General features: G+C 55.0%; 25 protein-coding genes and 1 pseudogene. 15 read left to right on the top strand and 11 right to left on the bottom strand.

What is annotated here, in order from left to right:
* Window positions 1-31 precede the first annotated feature (31 nt).
* Both AC1Q6D_RS24445 and AC1Q6D_RS24440 read right to left on the bottom strand, forming a co-directional pair.
* The gene (locus AC1Q6D_RS24445; RefSeq protein WP_256590181.1) at window positions 32-304 is read right to left on the bottom strand and encodes a hypothetical protein; all 273 of its coding nucleotides are present in this window, start codon (window positions 302-304) and stop codon (window positions 32-34) included.
* Window positions 305-482: 178 nt separating this feature from the next.
* On the bottom strand, window positions 483-1430 hold the full coding sequence (locus AC1Q6D_RS24440) for a hypothetical protein (protein WP_146041474.1): 948 nt from the start codon (window positions 1428-1430) through the stop codon (window positions 483-485).
* Between the two features lie 294 nt (window positions 1431-1724).
* Here AC1Q6D_RS24440 and AC1Q6D_RS24435 point away from each other — a divergent pair, with 294 nt between their 5' ends.
* From AC1Q6D_RS24435 to AC1Q6D_RS24390, 10 genes are all read left to right on the top strand, one after another.
* Window positions 1725-2213: a hypothetical protein gene (locus tag AC1Q6D_RS24435; RefSeq protein ID WP_050683002.1), complete on the top strand. Its 489-nt coding sequence runs from the start codon at window positions 1725-1727 to the stop codon at window positions 2211-2213.
* Window positions 2214-2263: 50 nt separating this feature from the next.
* Window positions 2264-2497 (top strand): hypothetical protein, encoded by a 234-nt coding sequence (locus AC1Q6D_RS24430; protein WP_050683004.1) that lies wholly within the window; start codon window positions 2264-2266, stop codon window positions 2495-2497.
* Between the two features lie 107 nt (window positions 2498-2604).
* Entirely contained in the window at window positions 2605-2919 is a 315-nt protein-coding gene (locus AC1Q6D_RS24425) for a hypothetical protein (RefSeq protein WP_050683005.1), read from the top strand.
* Between the two features lie 14 nt (window positions 2920-2933).
* The gene (locus AC1Q6D_RS24420) at window positions 2934-3125 is read left to right on the top strand and encodes a hypothetical protein (RefSeq protein ID WP_103403781.1); all 192 of its coding nucleotides are present in this window, start codon (window positions 2934-2936) and stop codon (window positions 3123-3125) included.
* 3 nt (window positions 3126-3128) lie between these two features.
* On the top strand, window positions 3129-3302 hold the full coding sequence (locus AC1Q6D_RS24415; RefSeq protein ID WP_158249380.1) for a hypothetical protein: 174 nt from the start codon (window positions 3129-3131) through the stop codon (window positions 3300-3302).
* A gap of 9 nt (window positions 3303-3311) precedes the next feature.
* Window positions 3312-3554, top strand: coding sequence for a hypothetical protein (locus AC1Q6D_RS24410; RefSeq protein ID WP_103403782.1), 243 nt, complete (start codon window positions 3312-3314; stop codon window positions 3552-3554).
* A 12-nt stretch (window positions 3555-3566) separates the two neighbouring features.
* Window positions 3567-3809 (top strand): hypothetical protein, encoded by a 243-nt coding sequence (locus tag AC1Q6D_RS24405; protein ID WP_103403783.1) that lies wholly within the window; start codon window positions 3567-3569, stop codon window positions 3807-3809.
* A 111-nt stretch (window positions 3810-3920) separates the two neighbouring features.
* Entirely contained in the window at window positions 3921-4286 is a 366-nt protein-coding gene (locus AC1Q6D_RS24400; RefSeq protein WP_103403784.1) for a hypothetical protein, read from the top strand.
* Window positions 4287-4514: 228 nt separating this feature from the next.
* Window positions 4515-4673, top strand: a complete 159-nt coding sequence (locus AC1Q6D_RS24395; protein ID WP_158249381.1) for a hypothetical protein — start codon at window positions 4515-4517, stop codon at window positions 4671-4673.
* 70 nt (window positions 4674-4743) lie between these two features.
* The gene (locus tag AC1Q6D_RS24390) at window positions 4744-4980 is read left to right on the top strand and encodes a hypothetical protein (protein WP_050683010.1); all 237 of its coding nucleotides are present in this window, start codon (window positions 4744-4746) and stop codon (window positions 4978-4980) included.
* A gap of 145 nt (window positions 4981-5125) precedes the next feature.
* Here the strand turns inward: AC1Q6D_RS24390 and AC1Q6D_RS24385 are convergent, their stop codons facing one another.
* The 3 genes and pseudogenes from AC1Q6D_RS24385 to AC1Q6D_RS24375 form a co-directional block, all read right to left on the bottom strand.
* Window positions 5126-6070, bottom strand: coding sequence for a restriction endonuclease (locus tag AC1Q6D_RS24385; protein ID WP_103403785.1), 945 nt, complete (start codon window positions 6068-6070; stop codon window positions 5126-5128).
* A 279-nt stretch (window positions 6071-6349) separates the two neighbouring features.
* Window positions 6350-6766 carry a hypothetical protein gene (locus tag AC1Q6D_RS24380; RefSeq protein WP_050683012.1) on the bottom strand — a complete coding sequence of 139 codons (417 nt, stop codon included), beginning with the start codon at window positions 6764-6766 and terminating at the stop codon, window positions 6350-6352.
* Window positions 6738-7208: pseudogene (locus AC1Q6D_RS24375) on the bottom strand (polymorphic toxin type 44 domain-containing protein); the annotation flags it as partial. The gene AC1Q6D_RS24380 and the pseudogene AC1Q6D_RS24375, both read right to left, overlap by 29 nt.
* 106 nt (window positions 7209-7314) lie before the next feature.
* On the opposite strand from AC1Q6D_RS24375, the gene istA reads away from it, so the two are divergent.
* The 3 genes from istA to AC1Q6D_RS24360 all read left to right on the top strand — a co-directional run bounded on the left by istA (window position 7315) and on the right by AC1Q6D_RS24360 (window position 11121).
* Window positions 7315-8814, top strand: coding sequence for an IS21 family transposase (istA, locus tag AC1Q6D_RS24370; RefSeq protein WP_102619021.1), 1500 nt, complete (start codon window positions 7315-7317; stop codon window positions 8812-8814).
* Entirely contained in the window at window positions 8807-9610 is an 804-nt protein-coding gene (gene istB, locus AC1Q6D_RS24365) for an IS21-like element ISPsy20 family helper ATPase IstB (protein ID WP_029241171.1), read from the top strand. Before istA ends, istB begins: the two co-directional genes overlap by 8 nt.
* A gap of 209 nt (window positions 9611-9819) precedes the next feature.
* Window positions 9820-11121 (top strand): hypothetical protein, encoded by a 1302-nt coding sequence (locus tag AC1Q6D_RS24360; RefSeq protein ID WP_103403787.1) that lies wholly within the window; start codon window positions 9820-9822, stop codon window positions 11119-11121.
* Window positions 11122-11697: 576 nt separating this feature from the next.
* Here AC1Q6D_RS24360 and AC1Q6D_RS24355 read toward each other — a convergent pair.
* The 4 genes from AC1Q6D_RS24355 to AC1Q6D_RS24340 form a co-directional block, all read right to left on the bottom strand.
* The gene (locus AC1Q6D_RS24355) at window positions 11698-11982 is read right to left on the bottom strand and encodes a hypothetical protein (protein ID WP_103403789.1); all 285 of its coding nucleotides are present in this window, start codon (window positions 11980-11982) and stop codon (window positions 11698-11700) included.
* A gap of 182 nt (window positions 11983-12164) precedes the next feature.
* The gene (locus AC1Q6D_RS24350; protein ID WP_103403790.1) at window positions 12165-13484 is read right to left on the bottom strand and encodes a hypothetical protein; all 1320 of its coding nucleotides are present in this window, start codon (window positions 13482-13484) and stop codon (window positions 12165-12167) included.
* A complete protein-coding gene (locus AC1Q6D_RS24345) occupies window positions 13484-14908 on the bottom strand; it encodes a DUF6384 family protein (RefSeq protein ID WP_178083120.1) in 1425 nt (474 codons plus the stop codon). Before AC1Q6D_RS24345 ends, AC1Q6D_RS24350 begins: the two co-directional genes overlap by 1 nt.
* A 1-nt stretch (window position 14909) precedes the next feature.
* Window positions 14910-16088, bottom strand: coding sequence for a merozoite surface protein 3b (locus AC1Q6D_RS24340; RefSeq protein WP_256590182.1), 1179 nt, complete (start codon window positions 16086-16088; stop codon window positions 14910-14912).
* A gap of 214 nt (window positions 16089-16302) precedes the next feature.
* On the opposite strand from AC1Q6D_RS24340, the gene AC1Q6D_RS24335 reads away from it, so the two are divergent.
* Complete coding sequence (locus AC1Q6D_RS24335) at window positions 16303-17400, top strand: hypothetical protein (RefSeq protein WP_103403792.1); 1098 nt, start codon at window positions 16303-16305, stop codon at window positions 17398-17400.
* Window positions 17401-17667: 267 nt separating this feature from the next.
* Here the strand turns inward: AC1Q6D_RS24335 and AC1Q6D_RS24330 are convergent, their stop codons facing one another.
* Together AC1Q6D_RS24330 and AC1Q6D_RS24325 are read right to left on the bottom strand one after the other, a co-directional pair.
* Entirely contained in the window at window positions 17668-18333 is a 666-nt protein-coding gene (locus tag AC1Q6D_RS24330; RefSeq protein WP_103403793.1) for a hypothetical protein, read from the bottom strand.
* A 144-nt stretch (window positions 18334-18477) separates the two neighbouring features.
* Complete coding sequence (locus AC1Q6D_RS24325) at window positions 18478-19221, bottom strand: hypothetical protein (RefSeq protein ID WP_103403794.1); 744 nt, start codon at window positions 19219-19221, stop codon at window positions 18478-18480.
* A gap of 251 nt (window positions 19222-19472) precedes the next feature.
* On the opposite strand from AC1Q6D_RS24325, the gene AC1Q6D_RS24320 reads away from it, so the two are divergent.
* The gene (locus AC1Q6D_RS24320; RefSeq protein WP_256590183.1) at window positions 19473-19982 is read left to right on the top strand and encodes an adenine nucleotide alpha hydrolase family protein; all 510 of its coding nucleotides are present in this window, start codon (window positions 19473-19475) and stop codon (window positions 19980-19982) included.
* Window positions 19983-19985 lie beyond the last annotated feature (3 nt).

Raw genomic sequence — 19985 nt, 5'->3', positions numbered from 1 at the left:
ACATCACCGAACGCCAGCGCATTGATACAAGCTAACAGCAGGGCGTGTATGCATCCAGTTCCGAGTGACGGGCTTGGTAAGCACGGTCAAACACCAGATACAACTCTTCAACATCGCCCGGATTCAGCGCACGCACGGTTTCAATGCCCAGGGCAAAGCCCTCAGCGCGATCCGCGGCGCGGAGAGCATCTTCAAGGGTTGCGGCGCTGCTGATCGCGCGCAGCAACTTACTGGCCTGGAGGCGGATCGCGGATGGTAGGCCCAAAGGTGCCAGTTGATCGGTTGTTGGCTCGCTTGCGCTCATACCCATTCCTTTTCCTATTAATCGATCAAAGCCGCTAGCGTCGTCTTTTGCGGGCCGTTTAACCCCCCCATACGGCGGGGGTATGGGAGTGAGTGACAAACTGAGGAATGATTATTTGCGGGGATGGATAATGACTTGATATCGACCTTCTCAAACCTTGGGAAATTAAGGCAATCCCTCATTTTGGCGCTGGGAGTACTCCTCCCGCTCCAGGTATACCCATGGAGCCTCCCGGTAACGGTAGCGCACCTTCGCCTGGGAGGCTTGGCTTTGAGATTTTCACCGTTCCCATTTGAGGCACTGGAAATGCCGGCGGGCCACATGAACAGCTGGCCCCCTCAGATAAGCTCTGATCTGCAGGGCAAGCAGCCAATGTCGGATTCGTGGCTATCAAGTAGCAATTTCTAAACCCTTCAGTTGCTGTTTCGTGGACCGGTGAAGATTTCACTACTTCAAACTTTGCAGGCTTGGGCAAATAAAAACGCGCCCCGTTGAAGTCTGAATTGACCAGAACAGTCACTGCCTGATCGGCAAATCTCTGACAGTAAATCATTTGCTCACTCCCCGTGATCTTCGTCCCCGTGTTCCATTGCATCGAGGGGCAACTTGCGCCAATAACCTGTGTCGGGGCAGTGAGGGTTGTCTCATGCACAGATCCAACGTTGCGAAACCGCAGCCTTAGGGTCAGCGATTCATCATGAGCATCCCCCTCAAGGATCAAACCACCATCGGTTTTTTTACATAGCGACCAGGCATCGACCACGTTTTTGTCAGCGAAGGTCTGTAGCAGTCGCTCATACTTCTTATCGTTCATGGACGATGAACCATCGCTGCAAAGCTCTTTTTTGAGGTCATTAGCGCTCTGTTCGGAGTTTTGTGCCCCCATGGATAAAGGAAACCCCTCTATCGTGACGCCCAAGCTAAACCCACCACTCGACTTGTCCTGGAGCCGGTTTAGCGACTTGTCACAAAATGACGACTTCATATTCGATTGGAAGTCGCTCCCGCTCGATAGTTGGTAGGTGTTTCGAATCCCTTGCTCGAGTATGGCCGTGCAATCATCTGCAGCAGCCAGTGGCACCGACAATGAAACCGCCAGGATGAGAATGGATTGCTCGATGTTCATATCATGCATTCCGATGCGCTCATGGATTAGTCTCCATCGAGTTAGCATAGACGCCCAGCCAGGACTCATCGTACGGATGGACCGGAGGACATCTTGATCGCGACAAAGGAGGATCACTGGCCGCAATGTGATGCACTTTAAGTGAGACTTTCGTTTTTATGCCTTGCCTGAGCGGCATGGAAAACAGTCCTGTGGAGTTCGAGTTGGACTGCTAGATGGTTTCAGTGCGCGGCGATGTTGCAGTTTGACGCCCTCATCATAACCTCATTGAACTGACTTTATGAGGTGACAAAGATGAACACGGCCCAGCGCAACCAACTGATCAAAAAAGCAATCTTGGAAGCAATTACCGCTGGCAAGGGCAACTGGATTACAGGCATCGTCCCTGCCGTGACCGCTCTCAACGTCACAAAATCGAATGACGGCCTGAAGGTTCGCAACTGCCTCAGCGCTTTGATCGAGAAGGGGTTGGTGTATCGCGTTTCTTTCACTTCTGAAGAAATCTACGACTTGGTCGAAAACAAGGTCAGTCCTGTTGAGCCGGCGGGCGGGTTCACTATCCATCACGCGTTCGCGAACGGCGACTTTATCAAAGCGATTTCCGCCGCGCATTGCGCTGCCTACGATGACGAAAAAATGCCCGAGTCGGTAACCTGCAACGTCACCGGCATCACGGTGTTCTTGAAGGTCGAAAAAGGCCAGTTCGTCGAAACCCTCGATGACGGAACAGATGTTTCGGAACTGTTTAATGCAGCGCTTGATAAAGCAGTTGGCATGGCGTGATGAACTGAAAACTGTTGAAATCCAACACCTGAATTGAAAAGGAAATTCACGTGACCACCAAGGCCCAGTTCGACGAAGCAGCTCAACGGCTGCTCGGAGAAGAGAAGTACTCCAACCTGCTCAAGTCTGGCTACTCCCGACCGGACTTCTGCCGTGAGATTGCCCAAGACGAGTTCGTGGACAATCTGTACAGCCCGCCCACCAAAGAAGCTGACTTGGCCCGCATTCGCCGTGTTGCTGCCCGCCTCTGGAAAGGGGATGGCGTCACTGGCTTGGAAGATTAGCAAGCGACTGCCACTTAATCCCCGCGCTTGCGGGTTTTGGCTGTAGAAGCGCCGCGGATTTACTACCCAACTCAACATCAAAAACCCCACAGAGAGTCGATGCAGCCATGAAGGCAACCGAAGAGATTACCACCCAGATCTGTGATGCAATTCCAGAGCTCACACCCGAGCTGCTGGCCGCGGTTTTGAATGCGGCGGGGGAAGACTGTCAGATTCTCTTCATCCAAGGTGAAGGTCAGCAGGTCATCAAGGGCAAGACTCATTACCCCGACTACCTGCAGGTCGAGATTACTGATCCGCGAGAGGCCATGAATTTGGCGCAGCAATTGTTGAACGCGTGCTCCGCCGCAATGGACAACGGTGGTGTATTGCGGTCCCCGGTGACCCTCTCCTTTGCCGGGCAGGCCTTACTGAGCGAATAATCAGGAAGAGCAGCATGAAGCGACGCATACATTTCGAAGTGATTACCTGTGCTGCCACCGAAGCGGATCCCGAAGGAGATTCAGAAATTGCGTGTGGCACCCAAGCTGACTTTGAAGCGGAGCATCTTACAAATTACCCGGATCATGTGACCTGCAAGCGCTGCCTGAAGCGCATGCAGGCCGAGAACCGGCCAGCAAAGGGGTAACCGATGAAAATCAGAGTAGACGTCTCAGACGAAGATCTAGAGGCCATGCAGTGCGAATCACTGGACGAGTTCGAGCAGCAATTTCGTAACCAGCTCGATAACGGCGTCGTGACCGACGACGGCGGTGCAGGTTGTGACTGGATGACCGAGTACCAGCTGGAAATCGTCAAGGTTTAGGAAGTGAACATGAGTATTCAGCCGCAGATCGCTTCTACTGCCAGGAAGTTTGGGTGCCGAGTTATTACAGTCACCCAGACGCTACCTGACTATCAGCGTCATGAAGCCTATCGCAAGAAGACTGCCGCATTCGAAGAGTGGCGTCAGAAACTCAATCGTGGGGATCGACTGCCACGAGGCCGGTTTTTCAAAGGAAAAATCCCAGGGCGAACGATGATGATTATGGACGAATTCTGGCAAGCGTTCAGGTAAGGAAAATCCCGCATGGCACTCATTCACGTCATCAGTCAGGACAAGGCCCAGGCCCTCAGTAACAAAGCGTTGTGGACTTTGATTGCTGTATTGGGCGCGACTTGCCTCGCGCTTATCGTAATGACCATGACCGTTCTATTTGAAGCCGGCTACTGGTGGCTGGCTCTGTTGATTATTGGATCCTTGGGAACAGGCTTGGGCCATACATCTAGCGAGTGGATTCGGTACTGCCGACCTCAGTGGTTCAAGTCTTAGAACGAGCTATAGGTAAAGACCCCGCAATACCAAAGCCCAGCCTTCGCGCTGGGCCGAGGCCGTAAGAGAGGCGCGCTTTTCGCGTCATGGATCAACCAGGATGAATGTCCGATGAAACGCCCTTTGCTTCTACTGCCCTTGATGCTCGCAATGCTCGCCGGTTGCAGCAAGCCAGTCCCCACCGAAACCGGCCCCGAGCCAGGTACAGCGGCGGCGGCGAAAGAATTGGCACCTAATTTCCTGTTGCAGATGTTCACCGTGGTGGATGAGCCGGTTATTGACGGTGACACAGCAACCGTCAACGCTGTGATCTTGAATCAAAAGTGCGTGCTGACGATGCAGCGCACAAACGAAACCCCCTATGGTTGGTTGGTAAGCAAACAATCGTGCGTGGCTACGAATCTCTCAACGCAAGGTGCGAATAGTCCATTCGTCACCGGCAAAGGTGCCCAGGTTGTCATCCATGCGCAAAGATGAGGAAAATGAGGGAAAATCACCACTGCTGACGTTGCCCAACCTGCTTTATAAGAGAAACATATGAACAGGAAAATTATTCCGTTTGTTGGCGTCATCCTTTGCATCATCGCCCGCGTCACTTTAGGAACTGACACTTTCACCGGGTGGGATGCTTTGGGCTTCGCCATCGGGGCCGGGGGGTTTTGGATGCTTGGCCGTTGGCCATCTCGAAGCACTTAGAGAAAACGCATGGCTATCTACGAACAAATGCAAGCTCAGCTCCAAGAACTGATGGACTTGGTGAAGCAGGATGAGCAGTACACTGCTGCCGTCGCCTACGGCGCGCTTCAAGCCGATCGGGACAACGCCCGGGCCCACCGCAGCGTACAGCTCGCATCGTCGAATTGAAGCGCAACTACGGGCTTAAGTGAACGTTCCTCGACGACGACACAGCCGCAGACTCAGGAGCCGGACAGGAATGAGTGATGAGGACTTGAGGGAGTTGAAGCGTCAAATGGTCGCCCAGGTCAAACATCAAACGCGGTGGTTACGCCGGGCACCGATGTTGATTGGCGTTGTCGGTGGAGGGTTAGCCCTGTTGGGCTTATGGCAAGCTGCAGGGTCACTTATCACCCTTGGTGCTCTGTGCGGGGTTACTGGTTTTGGTGCGCAAGCGGTGCTTTGGTACAGCCTTCATGACGAGGAAAAACCATAAAAATTCGATAGGCACATACACCGCGAAGCTGCATCGGAAAGCGTTCATTGCCCAAAACAGCTGGTAGGGGACAGTCCAATGAACGCTTTACCAATGTAGCCACGACCTTCTGGCCGGCCCTGCATTACACCGTAATTGTGTTCTGTTACACGGACTCAGGTTCGAGCGGTCGGGTACCTCGACACGATGGAAAATTGAGACACCCCAGAAACACACTGTTTGCTATTCCACCATTGGTGGAGCGAGGGTACCTAGCCGTCATGCCACCACCGCACCGGGGGCAACTGGGTGAGTTGTCGGCGTGCGACGAAGGTGGGCACTCCTTCAGCTCCTCACCAGCTGTAGGCGACACGTGACTGACGATCGCGCGATCGGCCTCTCCAAAAGAATCTTCTGCAGGAAGGGTGTTCCTGCCCAGGTCAGGCTTCTTGAACCACTGAACAAGCCGTTTCCCGTCGACCAGCTGCAGATTGGTCCCCTTCGCAAACCTCCAGGCATCGCTGGTATATGCCCCAGAGGTGACCACAAACCCTCCCGTCGCGCCACGCGCTGACATCACGCCATAAAGCTCGCGGACGACCTGTACTCCCACTTTCGAGGCTCGCCACTGTTTGCATTGGACAAGGAACACCTCCCTGCCCTTACGCAGCACCAGGTCGATACCACCGTCCGGCCCCTTATCCGTCTCCTGAACAGTGAACCCCTGTTTTCGAAAGGCTTCGCCGACCATGTTCTCGAATTGCTCCCAGGTGAGGTTGCGGATAGCAACGCCTGGCTCCTGCGCAGTCCCAATGCGGCTGAATTTTCGAGCCCTCAGTTTTCGCTGCCCCCACCCAAGGATTCCACCCAGCAGAAACACAGGCGGGATGACGTACTGCCCGATAAAGGCGAACAGCCGAAGGATTTGTTGCGCGATCGCAGGGCCAAGCTCACTGCCAGGTGTTACTGCCAGGATCGGCAATTCCGTACCACCGTAATACCGTAAGAAGGCAAACGAGCCACCAGCAATCATCAAATTCGCCCAGAGCGGGATTTTCATAGCAATATTGAGCAGGTCATCAAGAGTTGAGGTTTTGCGCCGTCTGGCCATAAGTAGCTCCATTGAGTGAAGAAGCAATCATGGTCACTTGCGACGAAACATGGGCGTCAATCTGTTCCCTGGATAGGCGCTTTTCACCCTTCAAGGCCTGGATCGGCGCGTTTCCGATGTTGGGATGTGGGAAAATTCCTGCAGCAAGTGGGCCCCTATGCGGTTCAGAGTTTTTGTGGGGGATGACTCATGGCACGTGCCGAAAACCGCAACCCTCGGCTTACGTCCAGCTACGCCACTTCTCGCATGACAGAAACACTGCATTCACCCAAAGCGGTGTTAGGGCTTGGCATCATCGATAGTGCAACGCTTCAAGTGATCGATATCGGTACCGCTACCAATGCCTGAATCGATGTTCCCATTTGAGTCGAGATAGATTTTTGTTTTTGGCCACTTGGGCACAATGCTGATGCAGTGGTCCCGACCTCCCCTACTCCCCCAGTTAAACTCCATGAAGAACTGATCATTCGGGAAGATGTGGCCAAGATCCGCTGTCGCCTCGCCTGGAAGCATCCCGCCTTTATCTATCCTGTGTTGAGTGTTCCAGATATAGCGAAGCTCCCCCTTCCCATCCTTGGAGTAATACACCGCTACGCGCGGCGTTACGACGTACCAAAAAATGAGTGGAGAAAGCAGGAGCGCAACCAGGAAAGGCCATTTTCGGAACTTACTTGCAAACGTGAACACGAACGCCATCCCCCCAATCCTCTGGCTTAACTGCGAGCACTTTCTCCATGATCATTTCGGCGGTGATTCCACCGTCAGGATGCTCAGTGAATAGCTCGATTCCTATTCCGATTGAAATTCGGTCTGGAGCATCGTCATATGCCTTCAAGCCGGCGACACCATCGGTCGCCTGAGGACCTCTGCGCTCATCCCAGTCAAACAGTTTTCTTATTCCATCCGAGACGATCTGCTCAGCCCCTGCGCCGTCAGAAAGAACGCTTTCGGAAAGCCCCGCTGCCCGCCCGACGTACCCATAATGGATGTTGGACCAGATGTCGTAGAAATAATCATAGCCACCTTGTTTATGGCGAACTCCACCGAACTTCTGCTGGATTATCGGCTTGTGATCCCAGGGACGATCCTGTCCGACACGTTCAGTCCAAATCGCCATTGCCGCCGCGGCTGTTGCCGCTGACCGAAAACTGACCCAGTAGAGGCTCTTCTGCCGACTGAAAACTGACCCAGGTGTTCAACTGCTTCTGCTCACTTTTCGAGCAGGAGAACACAGGGTGATCAGCATGGAAATGTTGGGAAAAATCCGGCGGATGTACTTCCGCGACAAGCTCTCGCTGCATCAGATAGCCAAGCGTACCGGGCTGTCGAGAAACACCATCCGAAAATGGGTCAGAGCGCCCGAAGCCATTCAGCCAGCGTACCAACGGTGCGCAACCTTCAATAAGCTCAGCCCTTTTCACGAGACCCTGGAGCAGGCGCTCAAGGCCGATTCGTTCCGGCCAAAACACAACCGCAGGAGCGCCAAAGCACTTTTTGAGCAGATCAAAGCCGAGGGTTATGACGGCGGTTACAGCCAGCTCACGGCGTTTGTGCGCTCTTGGCGAGGCGAGCAAGGCAAGTCTTTACGCGCTTTTGTACCGCTGACGTTTGCGCTCGGTGAGGCCTTTCAATTTGACTGGAGCGAAGAAGGTCTGCTGATCGGTGGTCTTTTTCGACGTATCCAGGTCTCCCACATGAAGCTGTGTGCCAGCCGCGCATTCTGGTTAGTTGCGTACCCCAGCCAAGGCCACGAGATGCTGTTTGATGCCCACACCCGTTCGTTTGGAGCGTTGGGTGGTGTGCCGCGTCGCGGCATCTACGACAACATGAAAACGGCTGTCGACAAGGTCAACAAAGGCAAAGGGCGCACGGTCAACGCCCGGTTTTCCGTGATGTGCGCGCACTATCTGTTCGATCCGGACTTCTGCAACGTGGCCTCTGGCTGGGAAAAAGGCATCGTCGAAAAGAACGTTCAGGACAGCCGGAGGCGAATCTGGCTCGATGCTCAAAACTGTATGTTTCACACCTTCGAGGAACTGAATGTCTGGCTCGGCCAACGTTGTCGGTCGCTCTGGAGCGAACTGGTGCATCCGCAGTACAACGGGCTGACGGTGGCCGAGGTCTTAGAGCTGGAGCAGGTCGAAATGATGCCAATGCCGACGGCATTTGATGGCTACGTCGAGCGTACCGTGCGGGTCTCCAGCACCTGCCTGATCAGCGTGGCGCGAAATCGCTATTCAGTGCCATGTGAGCGCGTCGGCCAGTGGGTCAGTAGCCGTTTGTACCCTTCGCGGATCGTGGTCATTGCTGACGAAACGGTGATCGCCAGTCACGAGCGCCTCTTTGATCGAGATCAGGTCAGTTTTGACTGGCAGCACTACATCCCACTCATCGAACGCAAGCCTGGTGCATTGCGCAACGGTGCGCCATTTGCTGATCTGCCAAAACCGTTACGGCTTCTCAAACGAGGACTGAGGCGTCACACCAACGGTGATCGAATCATGATGCAGGTACTGGCTGCTGTGCCAATTGCGGGGCTCGAACCTGTGCTGGTGGCGGTGGAGCTGGTACTTGAATCGGGAAGTCTGAGCGCCGATCACATCCTCAATGTCCTTGCCCGCCTGACCTCCACCGCACTACCTCCCAGTGTAGAAACCAGCCTGCAACTCAAGGTCGCGCCTGTTGCCAATACAGCACGCTACGACCGGCTCCGTGCGACCGATGAGGAGAATCGCAATGCGTGACCTAATGACTGAACTCAAAGAACTTCGCCTGCACGGCATGGCCAGTGCTTGGGAAGAACTGGTCTCTCAAGGAACAGCGTCGACGGCTTCATCGAAATGGCTGCTGGAACATCTGCTTCAGCAGGAACATGCGGATCGCGCGGTGCGCTCGGTGAATCATCAGATGAACATGGCAAAACTCCCCATGCACCGTGACTTAGCTGGCTTTGACTTCAGCGCTTCCAGCGCTGATGCCCGGCTGGTCAGCGATCTATCCAGCTTAGCGTTCACTGAAACGGCGCAGAATGTCGTGTTCATTGGCGGCCCTGGAACCGGGAAAACACACCTGGCCAGTGCCTTGGCTGTATCCGGAATCACGGCCCACAACAAACGCGTGCGCTTCTTTTCCACGGTGGATCTGGTGAATCTGCTGGAGCGTGAGAAGTACGATGGCAAGGCAGGGCGAATCGCCCAGGGACTGCTTCGCACAGACCTGGTGATACTGGATGAGCTGGGATATTTGCCCTTTAGCCAAAGCGGCGGTGCCCTGTTATTTCACCTGCTGTCCAAACTGTACGAACACACCAGCGTGGTCATCACCACCAACCTCAGCTTCTCGGAATGGTCGAGTGTGTTTGGCGACGCCAAGATGACCACCGCGTTGTTGGATCGGCTGACACATCACTGCCACATCGTCGAAACGGGCAACGAGTCCTACCGCCTACAACACAGCACCTTGGCCGCCCAGACAAAGATCAAGTCACGGGAACGAAAGCGCAAGGACGGAGATGATGTCGAGGACGATGAGCCATTTTGATCCGCACCATAAATACCCTGCTGCATGCCTACATGCGGTGGGGGTTGATGCGTCTTGAATCGGCCCACTGCTGCTAAGCTTATCCACAATTGCTGGGACAGAAATCAGCAATCCGTCCTGGGTCAATTTTCAATCGGCAGGGTGGGTCAGTTTTCAATCAGCGCCAACACCCAGACTTCACCAAGTCAGGGCTCGGCCAGGCAGTACGCATGACCGATGCGAGTGGTACCCACTACGACTGCACCTACCCTCCGGTCGAGGCGTACCGCGACATCGACCAGCTTATGGAGGCTGTCCGTGGAGATGTGATTGGTGCAGTCCAGTCCGCGGATTTGACTTTCAGCCGTCAGCCTAGTTCGTGCCAGAGCACGACTGTGCAGGGATGGGTGTTTACCTACGACGTGAAAGGTGCCGGCTTCTTCGATGCCCTGCCGGCGCCGCCCTATGGCTGCAAGTCGCCTGCCGGCATTTCTGGCGCAGTGTCCTTGCTCAGCGACGGGCAATTTCTGTGCACGCTCCCTGCCACTACCACTACCGTGAAGGAGTACCGTTGGGGCAACAAAATCGGTCGAGTACTGGAAAAGGCGGGTCGTGACGTACGCCATTTGGTGTTTGAAGTAATTGTCGACCCCATTGACGCCGCGGGAAGGGAAGCAAGTAAGGTCGTCTGTGATGTCGTTCACAAGGAACCCGGCGTTAATTGCCACGTTTATGGCTCAGTCGAAAAGACTTACGATTTGCCTGGCAGTGACGAAGACCGGAACAACCGGAGCAAGGAAGAATTGGACAGGTTCCTAGCCGCTCGGGAAATTCTCTTCAAGGATTCAAGCGCACTCAAAGACCAGGGAGAAGGCGCAGCTTATAAGATGGATGAGTGCGCTCGCAGTTGTGAAGGGGCGGCGCAGGACTTCTCGATGGAGAGCCTCAGTGAAATCCAGTCGATCCTAACCTCTGGGTTCGAACAGGACCTGAAGCAACGACGCATTGCCTCCTACACGGGCAAGGGAGGCGATTTTTTTGCCTTGTTCGGAGGCGATTTTCCCTTCCCAGCACCTCAACTTGATACCGCCGCCATCCTCAATGCAATGGGCGAAGTCGCCAATAACTCGAAATTCATGCCCAAGGTGGATACTCGCTGGGAGCGATTTGTCGGCGGTTTCGGTGCAGCTGTGGACGCTGTGAACTTCGCGCTAGACTACCGCACGTTACTGCGCGTCCAGAACAGAATCGCCTGGGAGATGACAACCGTGAAAGGTGGTGAGGTTGTACACGTGTCCATCGGCATTTCACCATCTGGAGAAATCAGCCTGATTAGATTACTCGCGCCTGACTCAGATGTCGTCTCCACTAAGGGTTCCCGCTCCTTCACGACTACTCTCGTGGGGGTCACATCGCCACAGGTACTCATGGAGAAGCTCGAGGGAGCAGCGGCGCAGCGCTCCAACAGGGCGTACCAGGACAAGATCAGCGAGGAATTGCAACGCGTCCTACTAAACGCGCATTCGAGGTGACAAGCCTGACGCTAGAGAGCCGCTCCATGCAGTTTCTTACAACAGAATCGACCGATTTCTGCCGGTGGCAAGCGACTGCGATGGTGCGACTCCTGCCGGGCGAGGACCCGCAGCGTGCTGGTCAAGTCCGATGCAAACGCTTGGTCAGGTCGAATGCAAATGACTGGTCAGTGTTAATGCAAACGGGTAGTCAGGTGGAGTGCAATTCTCCGAAGGAGAAACGAGTCACTCTGCAGCTTCCATTGTCGCCTGGACCTCCCTGCTAAATGCATCGCTGTCCGCACTGGAAAGTACCCCAGCCGACTCCAACTCCAACAGTCGCCCGTGGATCAGGCCCTGCCTCCAAATACGGAGGTCAGACTGTTTCTCCTCTATAGCTCGGGCTAGATCAATGCGCAGTTCGGCTAGCTTGCGGGCCTTAAGGGCTTCTGGCGCTTCGTTTCGACTCATGAAGGTGCTCCATCCAGCTGGTTTGAAGGTTCCATGGTTCTTGGGCTAGCTCTAAGAATAGACCCAGTGCTCGGCCCCTAGTCAGCTATTGAGTCAAAGACGATAGCGTGCCAGGAAGCAACAATATCAGTCATCGAACGGGTCCTTGTCCTTCCAAGGGCTGAACAGATCGTTCCAGTCACTATTTGGGTCGTCTTCAATCACATAGGTTTTGACTGGAGGCGCATCTGCACTCGGAAACAGGTTGAAGAAAAGCACCGCTGGAATCGAAGCGCATACCACCAGTACGAAAGATAGGGCAAAAGCCCAGCCCGGGAAATGATCCTTGGCATACACCGCAAATAATGAAGCGGTGGTCAGCAAAGCTATCGAGCCAACCCCCTTACCAATCAGTTTTACGGCTGTATTCATTGTCTCGCGTCCATTCCCAGGCCCGCCTAATTCAACGCCTAAACAGCACTCACCACAAGGCAGTTTCCCGGCGTGTTTTCGTTTTGCAGCATTCCCAATTTTTTCCGCGGTGCTCAACCAAAATCGGGGGGCGGGAACCCCTACAAGCTCCCTGCCCCCGACGACGATTGGCTTCGGCGCGACTAAAGACTGTCGCTAGTGCTGAATCCTCCCCCGCCATCGGAGCTGGACGTGTTGAAGAAGCCACCGGTGTCGCTCCCGCCAGAGCCTCCGAACGTAGGAGTGGACTCGACGGGGATGGATCGGCGATTACTGTCTACCTCACTCACCACCTGTGAATGAGAGAGCGAGCCAGCCATGTATCCAACCAGCATGGAATCGAGATCCATCCCGTCGGAGTACCGGTAGTTGTCACTTGTGTAATGGCTGGACCGCAAGTCGCGCTCCAGGTGCTTTGCTCGTTCGTAGTTGCGCTCGGCTTGCTTACAATCCCTTTCCATGAGCGGCAATCGGGACTGAAGCGCGTCGAGTTCGCTCCGAAGTGAGCGCACTTGATCTACCAGCTCGTCGTCATGCGGCGTGCTTGTGCTCCTCGCCTGCCGCATCAGGGACTCCATGCTCATATCTGCAAGCTGGGCTGCGAGCAACGCTGAAGCCTTGATGAAGAATTGGTCGGCCTTACCCGCATAGCTGTCGAGTTGCTGATGGAGACCATTGGCATCGGCCTTCGCCGCCCCCAAAGCTTGGCGAACTTGCTCCAGACGATCCTCTAACTGAGGCACGCCGGCGACTACGAGTGCCGCATCGTGGAAACGCGACAGTTCGGCCTGCTGAGCAGCACGATTCGCCTCACGCAAGCTGTTTGCGCCTTCATTGGCCTCCTGCATGGCCAGAAGAGTCTTCTCAGTTGCCAGATTCTGAGTGAAATTGCACAGGCGCGCGATCCGACGATCGATCGCCCGGATTACCGTCCCACGACGATACCCCTCCGTACCGTACTCAGAACCTTTCAGGTAGAGGAAGAGTCGGTCACCCTGGAAAGCCTGCAGTTTGGTTTTGCATTCCTCACGCAACTCCGCATAGGTAACCGCAGCTTGAGCGCTCAAAGCTACGGCCTCCCCTAGAAGGGCGGCCTGGGCTTTGTATGCAGGATCATCCTGAAGCTGTCGGCTAACGCCCGCGACCGCCGCTGCGATTTCAGTGCAGAGACCAGATTCCACATCCATGTGCTGCCCGATACCCGCCTCGGCGACGGATAGGCAGCGACGAAGATCAGCCTCACTCTCCGCCCGCAGGTCCAACAATCGCTGGACCTCGCGCGAAACATCAGCACCGTCAGCGAGTTGATAGCTGGCCATTTTCTGGAAGGCGCTACCGATGCTGTGCTGCAAGCGCAGATCATGCTCGTGAGCGTTGGATAGTTCACGCTGGGCATTGCGCAGATCGTTCTCATACCGCCGGGAGTTATCACCTACGGTGGCAATCATGCTGCTCGACTTCATTACCACTCCAGGATGTAATCAGGGTTGGCGGATGTGCGGCCCTCGGAAAACTTGAGGGTCAATGAATTGGCGTCCTTGACGCCCATACGGCTGTTGTCAACGCGGCCATCGGCAAGCTTGTCGTTCTTCGCTTCTATGTAGGCTGCCTGGCTAACGCGGACGCCGAAGACCTTGGCAAAGCGTTTTTTTCCGGTCTCGGCGCTCGTTACCGGTACCGACACGACGTTACCGGCCGAATCTGTCGCTTCCGTCAGCAAGTACCAAGTCTTGCCTCCAGTCGGATCAAAGTTCCGCTCTATCATGGACTTCTCGCCCGCCCGACTAACGACGTTCAGCTTCAGAGCCGTTGATGCAAACTTTTTCAGCTGCTCAACCTCTTGCAATGCCCGCTCTGCGGCACTGACGTCGAGCCCCTTGATGGCATCATCCACCTTGGCGAACAACGGCTGGAATTGGTCAGCGTCCACCTTGCTCAACCCCATGTCCCGGACAGCCACCTGCGCTTCCTGCAGCTGATCGACAAATGGATCAATCGCTGTCGCCCGACCCAGCAAGTTGGCCACCAGATCCACCGCATTTCGAGCCGCGGCTACCCCCTTTGTGTCCGCTTGCGCAATTGCGGACCGAGCATGTGCGGCTGCAATGGCCAGCGCCGCATGTTGGCGACTGGTCGCAGTAAATCGGTCACCCGTTGAAAGCGCGGTCAGCTTCAGGCTGGCAGACAAGAGCTCCGTGATGTCGGACAGTTGCTCATCTGCGGCTTGTAGGGTGGAGGTACCCTCCTCAAGCGCTTTGGTCGCCGTCGCAGCAAGGTTGAGATCTCCAATTCGACTGTCCGCCGTGACCTTGGCCGTGACAGTTGTCAGCATCTGACCCTGTGCTTTATCCAGCAAAACCACCACTTGCAGCAGCATTCGCCCAGCTGCAGGCAAGTTTGAACCGGCAACCTCAGGCTGAAGCTGAATAGCACGCTTCCTCAGCTGTTCGACCTTGCCAGTCAGCAACCGCGCGTGAACGCGAATCCCATCAACCTGATTCTGAGCGGCTTGAACTCGCTCCTCGCCAATCCAATGGGCGGCAACTTGGATACCGCCGCCGGCAACGGCAGATAAGGCCAGCACCAAGATCATGGGCTTCAGCCATTTGCCCCGGGTGATATAAACGCGAGTCAGCAGTCGGGTAACAGGGCCAATTGGCGGCGCATCGTAGGTTAAACGGGCGGCGAAGTAGTCCTTCACCCCCTGTTCTACTAACCCGTCTTGCACGTCGACGCCCTTGGCCTTGTAAAATTCTCGAATACGCTCAGCAACGGCCCGCCGGCGCTCAGGAAGGTCCAAGTGCTTTTGGACCTCCATCTGGCTGTGCCGCAATTCGTCGATGAGCGCCATAGCGCCCATCTGGTCGGTGAGGGAAACGCTCGCCACCTTACACCCCCTTCTGCAGGAGAGCAGAGAAGCGACGCTTGCTGTCTTCGGTAATCGTCTGGATCTCTGCCGACGCCGTACTGGATTCCTTCCTGAGCTCCTGAATCAGATTCAGGCTGCTCTCTTGGAAATCCACCACAGCGTCTGCAAGCGCTTTCACCGAACTGGCTTTTAGATTCGACCCGTAGCCGGCCTTCAACGCAGCATCCAGTTGGTCCCCTCCTACGGAGGCCTGCGCCTCAAGGCTGGCGTTGATACCATCGGTCATCGCATTGATCGTGTTGGTGGTTTCAGCGAGCCCGCTGGACGAAGTGAAGCCGGCGGCCAAGCCGGAAAGCACCGTCTCGTTTGTAGAGAAAAAGCTTACCGCACGCTGGTACAGACGTTCCTTGACTGAGCGGTACTGGTTCAGGCGCGCAAAGACCAACTCTGCGGCGTTGTAAGCAGCCTTCAGCTGATCGGCGATATCCGTGATGATCTGGAAGCGCTTGTCCTCCTCCTGCAGGTCACGCAGTGCCACATCACGCGCGAGCTCCAGCCGCACACGTTCAGTGGCCTCCAGATCGGGGCTTTCCACAGCTGCACCGGCATCCGCCAGTGCCTTGCGCTTGGCATCCATTTGCACCTGGGCAAGCTTTTGAACTTCGCACGCGTCAACTTCGGCCGACTTCATTGCGAGCCGATAATCCTGATAGGCATCAAGGATGAGCGCTTCCAATTCGATCTGCGAATTTGCAGACTTTGCAACGGCGAGGTAATTCTTGCGGATGTCCTCGAAACGGTCCGGGATCGATCCACGACGGAGGTTCAACCAGGTCAGCTGCACCCGTTCGGAGAGCTGCAATTTGCCGTCGGCCATCCACTCCATCATTTTCTGCGCATCATCGCGGATCGAGTCGAAGCTTGCGCTGATGTCTGCGTAGCGAGAACCGATATCCATCCCCTGAAGTTTGTCGCGCACCGCGGCATTGAACACGGTCGACTGCTGCAGGGTTGCCGCAATATTGGTTACGCGGTTGGCGTCATACACCGACACCTTGTCCAGAAGCGCGAGGACAGGTGCATCCTGGCTGGGAAAGGTGATTCCGATCGACCGCAACGAGTTCATAGAGCGTTCGAGGTAATTCGTGAGCATAAGCACATTCCCAAAGGCTAAAGCCTTGTTGATCGATGAAGCCATCTTCCATTGATCTGTGAATATGCAAGGAGGGCATCCGCCCCGGTATTCGGTACCAATTACTGATGCGGGTGAGGCCTCTCAAGCTGAAGCAGAATGTGCGGAATTCACCGTCAACCTAAAGCCGTCGATCCTTCTAAGGGGGCTGCCCGGGCGGGGTTGCATATGCGCTAACTCACGGACAATGCACGCATGAATCGTCTCTAGGACACCTGTGATGCACCTATGTGAAGTACACACCACGGACGCTGTTATCGCGGCGGCCATTGCGTACCGTAAATCCAAGGAAGAGCGGCCCCGGCCAGGTGATCATCGAGTTGAGGCCGTGCTCACCGCGATCGAGGGCGGCTGGTTCGAGCTCCCGGCCGGGCGGGACCTGTGTTACACCCACAGTCAGTACAGTCGGACAGCCAATCTTGTCCAGAACCTTCCTGCCGTGACCAACGTACAAGAACGATCGCGCTCCTGGTCTGCAATGAAGCGCCAGCAACTGGGTGACGGATTCAGTTTCGTTTTCGGACTCCCCAACACGCTGCCGGACATTGTGCAGAGGACAAGGGGCCTGCCATATGGGGGGCCGAGACGCCCCCTCGAATTCATTGCGGGCAGGTTTCGCGCAGTCGACTTGCTCCAGTGGTTACAGGATGCGGTAGCAATCGCAACCCAGCTCAACGGGCTTATGGATGCCCTTGAGCCAGAGTTCATGTTCGATGCCCAAGCCGACATAGAGAAGCAGGTTAACCACCTAGCGGCGCATGGGCAGATCCACTATTTGGACAAGTACCTGTATGCACTGCGCAGAAAGTTTCTTTGGCGTGAGGAAGAAAGATGGCTACGAGAGGTCAAGGCAGGGTCGATCAGCATCAGAGAGTTTGATGCGCGAGTGGCGGCCCGCGATGGGCAACGCGAGGACGACAATCGCCGTCATTGGCTGACCGTGTACGAAAAGATCCGCCAGCTTGCGAGCTTTCTGCAATACACAGGCACCTATCACCATGGAACCCTAACAAGACGCCTGCGTGAGCGATTTGGGCGATCTGTCCGGCTCCTCCGGGAGCACTCTTCAGGAGGGCTGACTCTTGAGCTCGACGGCGGGCCAAGTCTTGGAAGTGGTCAACAGCTCGAGGACGGGATAGTCCTTGTCAATTTCGTCTGCGCCCTGGCTGACTTCGTGAAAGGAACTCCTCCCGATGTTCACAGCTACTTTGCTGCAGTGGAAAAAGCCTCGACGCAACTCAATCCCGCTTTCACCCCACCGACGGCTATGAAAAGGCGCATAGAAACCATCGAGCTCCAGGAAGCTGGGTTGATCTAACTCGGATATTTTCATAACCCTGCTTAAGAAAATGAAGTCAGCTGGGACCACTGAGGACGGCCGGTTTCGGTAATTAGGTAGCCGTCGAGGCGATCGGCCTCAACCGCTTGTAACCCACAAATTTCACCTTTCTAGGAACCACGGGGCAAAAAAAACCGCCAGCATCAAAAGCTGGCGGTTTCTTATTCTAGGTATGGGCGAGGAATGCACCCACAGCCTCAACCGCATAGTGCCACACCGCTTTTTTGTGGGACCGAGAGCAAGACCTTAGACCGTAACTCCGAACAATTTTGGAATTGTGTGAAGAAATGCAGCAAACGACATGAACAGACCCGCAATCCTGAGCATGGTATTGATCTGTGCCGCCCGATTCATTTCTCTAAACCTTGGGCCGTGTACCACCTCTGGTGTTGAGTAATACCAAGCCGATGTCAAAGGGGGATACAGTGCAAGTGCCACAACGATGATTTGGTTAAATGAAGCGTGCCAAGCCACGAACGTTAAGACAGCCAGGCACAGGATCACGAGCCATCCATACTGGTGCCGAACGAACTTCCGCCACCCCTCAAGGTGGTCGCTGCGCTCAACCTTTTCGGTCGTGATCTTATTGCCGTTCCAAACAGGGCGATCCTTAAGGTTCGCAATTAGGTTGTGCGCCGCTTCATTTGACGCCTCTTCAGAAATGACAGAAGCAAATGCTCGAACTAATGCTTTGAAGTCAATTCCGTGAGAAGACGCGTCAAACTTCACCCCATGCGCCCCAGCGGAGAAGATAGCATCACGAACATTGCTGGCCGGCTCACCGCTCTCCCCAAACTTGCCAACCAACCATTGCTCATTGGCAATGACCACACCTGATCGACTAATCCCAGCTACCAGCTCAGCGGCTTTCTCGTTATCCATTCCTACGGTTTGCTCTTGCTGAACGCCCATTGCTACCCCCATTGATTCTGGTTAAGTCGTTGTACGAGGCACCATACCAAGAGCTGTCATTATCGCAAGTACGGTTACCGGAGGGCATTATCCCTGCATATCACTTAACAAGAATCAGATGGCGGGTGTAGGGCTGAAGTCTATTTATTCTCCCATCTGAGAATTACATAGCTCGACTCGCGCGCGGCGCAAATCTAGATAATCTCGGATGGAAAACGTCACCGCTTGCGAAGTCTTCACACCATAGGCTTTGAGGATTGGAAGTACAGCCTCAGGAAGCGGGAGCACACGCCGACATTGCCCAAAGCGCAGGCTATAAACCTTGAATGGCCAGGAGCGATGAATCATTAGAGATGAGGCATCCGGATAGGCTGTGGGAGCAACCATGGATTGCATCGGACGCGTATGGGACTTGAACAGAGCGACACGATTCTTTCCTTCCGTTGCTACGATCAGGGGCAATGTGCCGATTTGGCATGATCTCGGCGCAAATGGGTATTTCAGCAATTCACGACATGCATATTCATCAGACCGGTCCATTGTTCGTTGGACGGCCTGGTCAGAACGCTCATCGTCTGTGTAGTAGTTGAAGGCCCCCGAAACAATCATCCGACTGTCGATTGTCATCGGCTGTGCCTTGCTGGCTCTAAAAAACACTTCAGAAAATGGAATCGTGCGCTCTACAAACTTACTGGGGAACGTGGCTGTCCACCCACGCTCCGGTACTGTCCATCCCTGCACCCTGCGTTTAATTCGATGGAACCAACTACCAGGAATATAGGCTCTTCCCTCGACATCAAATCGATCCTTCGCAGCAACGAATTCCGCCACTGCACTGCGCATAACATCGTTCAGAACCTTCTCCTGCGGACATTGCATACGGGCCATCGAGGTCCTCCAAAATAGTCACCTACCCGCCCTGCGCTATGCCTGTTATTGGTACTCACGGGCAGCCTGGCAGGTTCCACAACGATAGTAACCCTACGCGGCGTCTCACAAGCTACGGATAACAACTAGGCGAAATGTGAGCTCGCGCCAGCAGAAGCAAGTCCTTCAATCAGCTCATATTCGTTTACCGGCTTGCATATTTTTACGTCCAGTTATCTTGAGGGAGATCAATCAACCCGTAGGCCATCATCATGCAACTAATCGCCACTTCCCTCTTCCAGGATGCAGCCCCGGTGGCGTCGCCCATTTTCGAGCGCTCGTTTGCGGAGAAGGTGGCCGAAGCAGTTGCAGTGATCAAATCGCTGATTCTCGCCGGTAAGCGATTAATCGTGGCGAGTTCGTTCGGAAAAGATAGCTCCGTCACTCTCGCGATTGCGCTGAAGGCAATGGAGAAGCTGAAGGCTGAGGGTATCGAAGTACCCGAACTCCATGTCCTTAACAGCGACACGCTCCTCGAAAATCCACGTGTCCACTCCTACAGCAAGGACGAGATCCGTTCTCTGAAGGCGTACTCCGAAAAGCACGGCCTTCCTGTACGAATCTGGGTTTGCAGTCCCAACCTCTCCGAAAATTGGCTGGTCTCCATCATCGGTGGTCGCACCGTCGCCTCATTGCCCGGAAACTCTGCCAAATGCCAGCAGCAAATCAAGGCGTCACCGATGGACCGAACAAAGCGCCAGATCAAGGCCGTCATAGAGTAGGAA

This window comes from Pseudomonas sp. MT92 (genome assembly GCF_058792515.1).
The sequence above is the reverse complement of the archived record's forward strand: the minus strand, read 5'-3'. Positions and strand labels throughout refer to the sequence as shown.

Coding starts and splice junctions, on each gene's coding strand:
- AC1Q6D_RS24445 (WP_256590181.1), bottom strand. CDS start 304: ATGAGCGCAAGCGAGCCAACAACCGATCAACTGGCACCTTTGGGCCTA.
- AC1Q6D_RS24440 (WP_146041474.1), bottom strand. CDS start 1,430: ATGAACATCGAGCAATCCATTCTCATCCTGGCGGTTTCATTGTCGGTG.
- AC1Q6D_RS24435 (WP_050683002.1), top strand. CDS start 1,725: ATGAACACGGCCCAGCGCAACCAACTGATCAAAAAAGCAATCTTGGAA.
- AC1Q6D_RS24425 (WP_050683005.1), top strand. CDS start 2,605: ATGAAGGCAACCGAAGAGATTACCACCCAGATCTGTGATGCAATTCCA.
- AC1Q6D_RS24420 (WP_103403781.1), top strand. CDS start 2,934: ATGAAGCGACGCATACATTTCGAAGTGATTACCTGTGCTGCCACCGAA.
- AC1Q6D_RS24415 (WP_158249380.1), top strand. CDS start 3,129: ATGAAAATCAGAGTAGACGTCTCAGACGAAGATCTAGAGGCCATGCAG.
- AC1Q6D_RS24410 (WP_103403782.1), top strand. CDS start 3,312: ATGAGTATTCAGCCGCAGATCGCTTCTACTGCCAGGAAGTTTGGGTGC.
- AC1Q6D_RS24405 (WP_103403783.1), top strand. CDS start 3,567: ATGGCACTCATTCACGTCATCAGTCAGGACAAGGCCCAGGCCCTCAGT.
- AC1Q6D_RS24400 (WP_103403784.1), top strand. CDS start 3,921: ATGAAACGCCCTTTGCTTCTACTGCCCTTGATGCTCGCAATGCTCGCC.
- AC1Q6D_RS24395 (WP_158249381.1), top strand. CDS start 4,515: ATGGCTATCTACGAACAAATGCAAGCTCAGCTCCAAGAACTGATGGAC.
- AC1Q6D_RS24390 (WP_050683010.1), top strand. CDS start 4,744: ATGAGTGATGAGGACTTGAGGGAGTTGAAGCGTCAAATGGTCGCCCAG.
- AC1Q6D_RS24385 (WP_103403785.1), bottom strand. CDS start 6,070: ATGGCCAGACGGCGCAAAACCTCAACTCTTGATGACCTGCTCAATATT.
- AC1Q6D_RS24380 (WP_050683012.1), bottom strand. CDS start 6,766: ATGGCGTTCGTGTTCACGTTTGCAAGTAAGTTCCGAAAATGGCCTTTC.
- istA (WP_102619021.1), top strand. CDS start 7,315: ATGGAAATGTTGGGAAAAATCCGGCGGATGTACTTCCGCGACAAGCTC.
- istB (WP_029241171.1), top strand. CDS start 8,807: ATGCGTGACCTAATGACTGAACTCAAAGAACTTCGCCTGCACGGCATG.
- AC1Q6D_RS24360 (WP_103403787.1), top strand. CDS start 9,820: ATGACCGATGCGAGTGGTACCCACTACGACTGCACCTACCCTCCGGTC.
- AC1Q6D_RS24355 (WP_103403789.1), bottom strand. CDS start 11,982: ATGAATACAGCCGTAAAACTGATTGGTAAGGGGGTTGGCTCGATAGCT.
- AC1Q6D_RS24350 (WP_103403790.1), bottom strand. CDS start 13,484: ATGAAGTCGAGCAGCATGATTGCCACCGTAGGTGATAACTCCCGGCGG.
- AC1Q6D_RS24340 (WP_256590182.1), bottom strand. CDS start 16,088: ATGGCTTCATCGATCAACAAGGCTTTAGCCTTTGGGAATGTGCTTATG.
- AC1Q6D_RS24335 (WP_103403792.1), top strand. CDS start 16,303: ATGCACCTATGTGAAGTACACACCACGGACGCTGTTATCGCGGCGGCC.
- AC1Q6D_RS24330 (WP_103403793.1), bottom strand. CDS start 18,333: ATGGGCGTTCAGCAAGAGCAAACCGTAGGAATGGATAACGAGAAAGCC.
- AC1Q6D_RS24325 (WP_103403794.1), bottom strand. CDS start 19,221: ATGGCCCGTATGCAATGTCCGCAGGAGAAGGTTCTGAACGATGTTATG.
- AC1Q6D_RS24320 (WP_256590183.1), top strand. CDS start 19,473: ATGCAACTAATCGCCACTTCCCTCTTCCAGGATGCAGCCCCGGTGGCG.